General features: G+C 57.3%; 4 protein-coding genes and 4 pseudogenes. 6 read left to right on the plus strand and 2 right to left on the minus strand.

The features are described from left to right. From N181_RS31030 to N181_RS31035, 4 pseudogenes are all read left to right on the plus strand, one after another. A pseudogene (locus tag N181_RS31030) lies at positions 1–283 on the plus strand (hypothetical protein); the annotation flags it as partial. Next, positions 283–813 (plus strand): annotated as a pseudogene (locus N181_RS04595) (IS1595 family transposase); the annotation flags it as partial. The pseudogenes N181_RS31030 and N181_RS04595, both read left to right, overlap by 1 nt. A gap of 33 nt (positions 814–846) precedes the next feature. Then, positions 847–1621: pseudogene (tnpC, locus tag N181_RS04600) on the plus strand (IS66 family transposase); the annotation flags it as partial. Positions 1622–1675: 54 nt separating this feature from the next. Then, a pseudogene (locus tag N181_RS31035) lies at positions 1676–1945 on the plus strand (transposase); the annotation flags it as partial. Between the two features lie 236 nt (positions 1946–2181). Here N181_RS31035 and N181_RS04610 read toward each other — a convergent pair. Further along, entirely contained in the window at positions 2182–3393 is a 1212-nt protein-coding gene (locus N181_RS04610) for a Gfo/Idh/MocA family protein (RefSeq protein ID WP_014858057.1), read from the minus strand. Positions 3394–4640: 1247 nt separating this feature from the next. Between N181_RS04610 and N181_RS35180 the strand changes: the two genes are divergently transcribed. Next, positions 4641–4772: a hypothetical protein gene (locus tag N181_RS35180; protein WP_269845049.1), complete on the plus strand. Its 132-nt coding sequence runs from the start codon at positions 4641–4643 to the stop codon at positions 4770–4772. Positions 4773–4976: 204 nt separating this feature from the next. Here N181_RS35180 and N181_RS04620 read toward each other — a convergent pair whose 3' ends face one another. After that, positions 4977–5720: a sulfite exporter TauE/SafE family protein gene (locus N181_RS04620; protein WP_014858053.1), complete on the minus strand. Its 744-nt coding sequence runs from the start codon at positions 5718–5720 to the stop codon at positions 4977–4979. A gap of 787 nt (positions 5721–6507) precedes the next feature. On the opposite strand from N181_RS04620, the gene N181_RS33945 reads away from it, so the two are divergent. Further along, on the plus strand, positions 6508–6654 hold the full coding sequence (locus tag N181_RS33945; protein WP_014858052.1) for a hypothetical protein: 147 nt from the start codon (positions 6508–6510) through the stop codon (positions 6652–6654). The last annotated feature ends 45 nt before the right edge of the window (positions 6655–6699 follow it).

Raw genomic sequence — 6699 nt, forward strand, 5'->3', positions numbered from 1 at the left:
GTTCGCCTCACTTCTCAGCAAGGCGGCCCTCCTCGGATGCGTACGATCTTCGTGCATGAGGAAGGGCTGAGTTATAAAAAAAGACGTTGGTCGCCAGCGAGCGCGACCGCCCCGATGTCGCCGCCCGACGCAGCCGCTGGCTGAAGCATCGCCATCGCATCGATCCGGCCCGCCTCGTCTTCATCGACGAGACCTGGACGAAGACGAACATGGCACCGCTGCGAGGCTGGGCGCCGCGCAGTGGAACCCCATGACGTTCATTGCCACCCTGCGTGTCGATCGCGACCAGATGACGTCACACCCGGCACTCCGGCCGGTGACGCGCGGGCTGCGGTGGTGACTGGTCTTTCGCTACGTGCAGCGGCGCGCGCCGTCGAAACGCAGATCGAACCCCATGCCTGCTTGATGAGCGATGAGGCGACAGCGTTCATAGCCCTTGGCGAGAACTATGCCAGGCATGACACCGTGAAGCATTCCAGCCGCGAATACGTTCGCGACGCCGTCCATGTCAATTCGGTCGAAGGTTTCAATTCCCGCGTCCGCCGCACAATTGCCGGCGTCTTTCATCATATCAGCCCGCAGCATGCCGACTTGTATTTCCACGAGATCGGCTTCCGCTGGTCACAGCGCATTGTTACGGGCCAGGCAGTGCGGAAAAGCCGAAATGGCAGGGAACGCATGAAAACCCTGTGGTCACGGGTGCCGCCGGCGCTGCAATTGCTGCAAGTCTTTCGCGCTGCTACCGGCCGTCAAATGCGCAGAAGTCCGGATGGTGGCATCATCGTCAAATCAGCAGTCGCTGTCTTTGGTTGATAAAGGCCGCGTGTCTGGGGGAACAGTTCTTGTTCTGACCCCTATATGTGGGCCTATCGGAGCGGCGACGACAGTGACGAGCCGATCGTGCTTCTCGATTATCAGCCGGGCCGCGGCCAGGTTCACCCCCAGACCTTCCTCGGCGATTACCGCGGCACCTTGATGAGCGATGGCTACACCGCCTGGCGCACGCTGAATGGCGCGATCCATATCGGATGCATGGCCCATTCGAGGCGGCGCTTCGTCGATGCCCTCAAGGCCAGAAAGAAAGGTGGCGGTCCACCCGAGCAGGCTCTCCGGTTCTTCGAACAACTCTATCGGATTGAAAGGCAAGCGCGAGACAAGAAGCAAGAAGCCTGATACCGGCGAGACGAAGGCCGACAGCGTTCGCCGATTCCGACAGCAACACAGCATACCCGTCCTCACCGCTCTCAAGGTATGGCTCGATGAAATCGCGCCGAAGGTCTTGCCGGACACCAAGCTGGGCGATGCCGTGTCCTACACTCTGAACCAGTGGGATTATCTGACGCGCTACACGGACGATGGCAGGATGCCGATCGACAACAACCTCCTGGAGCGCGACATCAGAGTTTTTGCGACCGGCAGAAAGAGTTGGCTGTTTAGCGATACCACCGATGGAGCCAAGGCCAGCGCCGTCATCTACAGCCTCATGCTGACCTGCCGCGCCTGCGGCGTCGAACCGTTAACGTGGTTGCGCCACGCCCTAACCGAACTGCCCCAACGCGCTGTCGACGCCGATATCGACGACCTGCTACCCTTCAACTTCGCACAGACTGCCACCGCCTGACCAGATGCCGTTCCCAACGCCAAGACGATCCGTCGAAATGGCCGGCGTCAATGTGCGGGGAAAATCGCGCTTACTCTCGGCTCGCCCAAGGCCGGGGCGATCCGCACCGCCATCCGCAAGGCCGGCGCGCGGCTGTTCTTCCTGCCGCAATACTCCCCCGATCTCAATCCGATCGAAAAGCTCTTCGCCAAGATCAAGCACCGGCTACGCGAGGCGCAGGCCAGAAGCCGCAACGCCATCCATGACGCGCTCGCAACCATCCTCCAAACCGTTTCACCTAAAGAATGCCAGAACTATTCAAAGAGCGGATATGAACGGATCTAAAATCATCCCACTCTAAACACAGCCGAGGTTGCCAATCACCGGCGCAGGAGCAGGATCCGCTCGCCCGATCCCGTTTCCCCGGCGAAACAGCGAAGAGGTCTATGGAGACATAGTGCCCTTATCTGGCGCGCCTTCCGGACAATCGGAGCCGAAAACATCGTGGATCGGGCGAAAGCCTCGCAGCGCTCAAAGACGCTTCAGCCAAACAGCGGGCGCCCGAACTTTGGCCGCTCAGCTCAGCAAAAGTTGGGAATGGATTCACCGCTTATCGAAACCCAAGATCCGCCAGATTCGTGGCTGTCGGCACAAGCATCGATGAACAACATACCTTTGAGCCCGTCCTCAGCCCCGGAAAGCTCAACGCTATCTTTCGGGAGAGCATACCCTGCGCGGCGTGCGGCTACCGCCACGCCAGCCTCGGCATAGAGATTTGCCCATGCATCCACTAAAGCTTCGCCATGTCCCCGCGGTAGATGTATCAGGCGTTCTGCTTCGGGTACTATTCCACTACCGTGGCCTCGCACAAAAATCTGCTCCTGCTCCCCTAAAGGCACATAGCGCAGCACTTCAGGTTTTTCCTGATCCCACTCAAGCCCGCCTCTGTCGCCCCACACGCGAATTCGAAGACCGCAATATTGGCCAGGAGCAGCTTGCGTTACCCAAAGGATCCCAGGTGCACCATTCTCGAGACGGAAAGTGACGTAGGCGGTGTCTTCCATCGCCTTCACAGCGCCACAGGTGTGAAACTCAGCCCTGAGCCTGGCAATGTCCTGTCCGGTCATTGTGTGCAGGAGATGATAAGCGTGCGTGCCGATATCTCCGGTGGCCGACGCGCGGCCCACCTTCTCGGGATCTTGCCGCCACATTGCCCCCTTCGCGTCGGACGGGAAGGGCGCTGTCGCCCACTCCTGAACATACTCCACATGGGCCTGCCGGACCGTGCCGACGGCCCCATTTCGGATCATGTGCTTAGCTTGGCGAACCATCGCGTGATGTGCATACGGGTAAGTCATGATGACCAGGCGATCCGTCGCTCTTTGTAACTCCACGAGTTCTCGGGCGTCGGAAACTGTTGTGGTCATGGGCTTGTCTAGTATTACATCAATGCCGGCCTTCAGAAATGCCGTCGCGATCCGATGGTGTGTCCAGTTTGGCGTCACGATCGAGACTGCCTCTATACCATCGTCCCTTGCGGCTTCTGCTGTTGCCATAGCGTTCCAGTCGCTGTACGACCGGTCCGGCGCTATCATCCACTCTGCAGCCGAAGCGTGCGCGTTTTCCGGGTCCGAAGAAAGAGCTCCCGCAACAATTTCCCAGTGGTTCGACAGCCGGGCCCCAGCGAAATGCCATCGTCCAACAAGCCCCCCCTTTCCGCCGCCGATGAATCCTAAGCGCAGGCGTCGTCCGAGCAGCGGACTCCGCAGATCACATTTTCCAGTGAAGACCATTGAGCACTCCTTGTCTATTTTTCTACAACGTTATCGGCGGCTAGCCATTGCAAGGGACTGATCCTCGCACAGCACCCACTGTTAAATGCCCTCGCGGCCGTTGCTTTCCTATTTGCCGCCCCCTTGCTGTTCGGATCCTCGTTGCCCGGGGAAGGCTGACGCACCCCGAACTGCACTCTTGCGGGTTAGTCCTGCATCCTCCTCACAAGTCATCAACTCGGGCATTTGCGGGTTAGCCTGCATGTATCATGCCAACGAGAAATCGTTTCCAAACAAGAAGCTGCCTCTCGACACGCCTATGTCGTGTATTCGACATCGTCGCGAATCGGATACGCCGGTTCCAATAAGCAGCGTCGACTGAAGCGATCTTCGGCAAAACCTGTCGAGATTGCAGCCGAATTCGCCGCATCGGTTTGCGGGATCGATGATAGCTGGAGTGATCCGGACTCCGGCGGCGCGAACAGCTCAATCGACACGGTTTGACACCAATGCACTCAGGACTTCCGCGGCAGTGACGAGGGACCGCCTGACATCCTCCTCAGAGAGGTGGCCAACGCGCTCTGAGGATATTCGAAGACAAACCACAACGCCCTGCATATATGAACTTGCGACACCAGTCTGTTCGCGCACATCGCGGATGGTGTCAATCGAGCGGTCTAGGAGGCCGCTTACTTCATAGGGGTTGAGTTTGTCGACCTCGTTTGCCGCGCTGAGCAAATCTGCAATGAGATCCGCCGTTAAGCTCATATTTGAAGGCAATGTAGAAACTCCGAAATAGTCACATGCCGAGCCCTGCCGGGCAGAAAGCGCGACTGCTCCCCGCAGCCTTCTAGATGGGCGCCGCATAAACGGGGGCCCTGGTTGCCCCAACTGCCGGCAAAACTCATTCACGCAATGATTAGGTCAAGTGTAACGTACAGGACGGCTACATCTGCCCAAACCTGTCCACCACCTTATGGACAATCGGATTCTTGTACATGCCGAACCGATGATGCTTTCCACGGGTAATCCTTTCTTTGAGCCGCAAAGCGGTTTCAACGCCAGCACTCTGGAACTGTTCTAATATCGATGCAAATCAAGCGTGGTCGTTTTTGCAGCATTGCTAAGGCCAGTAAAATAAATATTTTGCATCACGATTATCCGCACTTTGGATATGGCGCCGACAGCCTGCCGTATGGCAGAGAGCTGTCCGATGACCCGTGACGCCGAGCCTTATCTTATGAGCGGCGACCGCTCTCGAATTTGCGATGTTCTTTAGAGATCGCGCCATTCAGATTCGTGCCGACCAGCTTGACGACGGCGGCAAGGTGGTTTTCGGGACGCTTGTCATATCGGGCATCGTACACGACAGAGTGGCTGTCGGCGTCATGATGTGCTGAATTCTCGACCTCCGGCGGAAGCGCGCCACAAGCGTTGCAGCCACGTTCCAGGTACCGTGCTGGTGAGGAGTTCGGTCATCGGAGATTACATTCAGCGACAATTGGCCCTCTCGGTCTTAGCCGCGGATGAGAATGGTGCGCCTTCGCGCGTGCTCCTGCGTGATGCTGGGCAAAGGTTTTCCGTGCAAGCAAATGGGCACTCCATCACCAAAGCAGCTTGAGGCCTGATACCATCAGAAGCACGGAAAGAATGACGCGAAGCGAGGAAGCGGAAAGATATCGGCTCCCGATTAAAGCGCCTATCGATCCACCTGCCGCTACCGCAATCAACCACCACGAGAGAAAGTTTGGAAGTGCATTCCAGGAAGCGCACGCTCCAATCAAGGCAGCGGTTGAGTTCATTAAATTATAAACGGCCGTGGTTGCAGCAGTCTGATGTGCTGTTCCCCAATTCTTGGAAAGGATCACTGGTGCGAGGAATACGCCGCCTCCGCTCCCGGTCGTGCCCGAGACGAAACCGATAACAGCTCCCGTGATCAATGCAGCGTGAAGTGGCGGCGTTTTCGGAATGGTTATGACCAAGGCGCTCTTGCGAAGCGCGGATCGCGCCATTTGAATGGCGGAAACTACCAGGATCAGCCCGAGAACCGGGTGATAGATTCTCTCGGGAAGGTGCACTGAGCCACCGAGAGCCGAAGCCGGAAAGCCCAGAATTGCGAAAGGATACACGTTACGCCAGGACACCTGCCCCACCTTCAGGAATTGGGCCGTGCCGATCGCTGAGACCATCAGGTTCAAAGCAAGAGCTGTCGGCTTAATGGCCAACGGCGAATAGCCAGAAAGCGCCATGGCGGCAATGTAGCCTGATGCGCCAGCTTGTCCGACTGCTGCATACGCCAGTGCAATGAAGAAAAAAGCTATTGCGAGCCCGACTGCTTCCGTGTCCATTGCTGTTTTAGCCTCTATGAGAATCCGAGCATGCCAGCGCGTGAAGGTGCGGCAATTTTGTAGTCGCGGAAAGCGGGGATCCGACGATTAGTTCAAGTTACAGAATGGCCAAGGCTGCTTTCACAATGCTATCAATTGCAATAAATGGACCATGTCGGAATTCTTCCCCACCGTCGCTTGCTATTGCGTGTTACCGCTTGGCCGGCAACCATCCATCCCCTCTCAACGCTCGGATGCGTCTCCTCTTGTGGGCTGCCGACGCCGCATTCATCTGCTCACCGTCTCAGCGTTCTGCTGTCTGGTCCACAACTTGACCACGGAAGGACCTCAACCCGACTGTCTGCTCCTCAGTGGCAGAAATGCAACGGCGGGGTGCAACCCGGCGGGCGCCGGGACTAACGGCTCCGCCTAGCCTCCTTCTCCGCGAAACAGCAAGGCCACTGGCGTTTGTTGGATATTCAACTGAGCTACTTCTGAACAGACCATTCTCCACCTTCGCCAAGGCATGTCCCCGGCAGCAAGCTCACGCAGGTACCTCAACCTCTGCGGGAATATGCCGTCGGCCTTTGGCAATTGAAATGTAAATCGATTGCGTACAACTCTGTCCCGTTTGTCGAATCCGCGACAGAGATTATTTTTTATGTCCCTTGATGTTTCGGTCTCGACTAATGAATTGAAAAGTACCGGCTAATCTGACCGGCAATGTTCTCGACCCAACTGGTATGGATTTTGAGATCCTCGTCGAACGGCAGCGGGGCCTGCTGAGTGGCTTGAGCAGGAGACCATAATGGCTGACGGCGAAAAGACAGGCGCGGCAACGCGTTTAATCAAAAGTGTCGCGCCGCTGACCTCCACTCTTGCAAAAGTACTGCGAGGCGCACCTACCATGGTGACGATCGACTATACCGGATTTCTCCGCAGCCGTCGGCGCTGAAGCTAGTGGTATCCGCCTAACATAAGAGTCCGTATGGGATTCCCT

Source organism: Sinorhizobium fredii USDA 205, from assembly GCF_001461695.1.
GTDB classification, from domain to species: Bacteria; Pseudomonadota; Alphaproteobacteria; order Rhizobiales; family Rhizobiaceae; genus Sinorhizobium; species Sinorhizobium fredii.

Bases quoted from the DNA above. Each gene is read 5' to 3' on its own strand.
- N181_RS04620 (WP_014858053.1), bottom strand. From the start codon at position 5,720: ATGGACACGGAAGCAGTCGGGCTCGCAATAGCTTTTTTCTTCATTGCA.
- N181_RS33945 (WP_014858052.1), top strand. From the start codon at position 6,508: ATGGCTGACGGCGAAAAGACAGGCGCGGCAACGCGTTTAATCAAAAGT.
- N181_RS04610 (WP_014858057.1), bottom strand. From the start codon at position 3,393: ATGGTCTTCACTGGAAAATGTGATCTGCGGAGTCCGCTGCTCGGACGA.
- N181_RS35180 (WP_269845049.1), top strand. From the start codon at position 4,641: ATGTTCTTTAGAGATCGCGCCATTCAGATTCGTGCCGACCAGCTTGAC.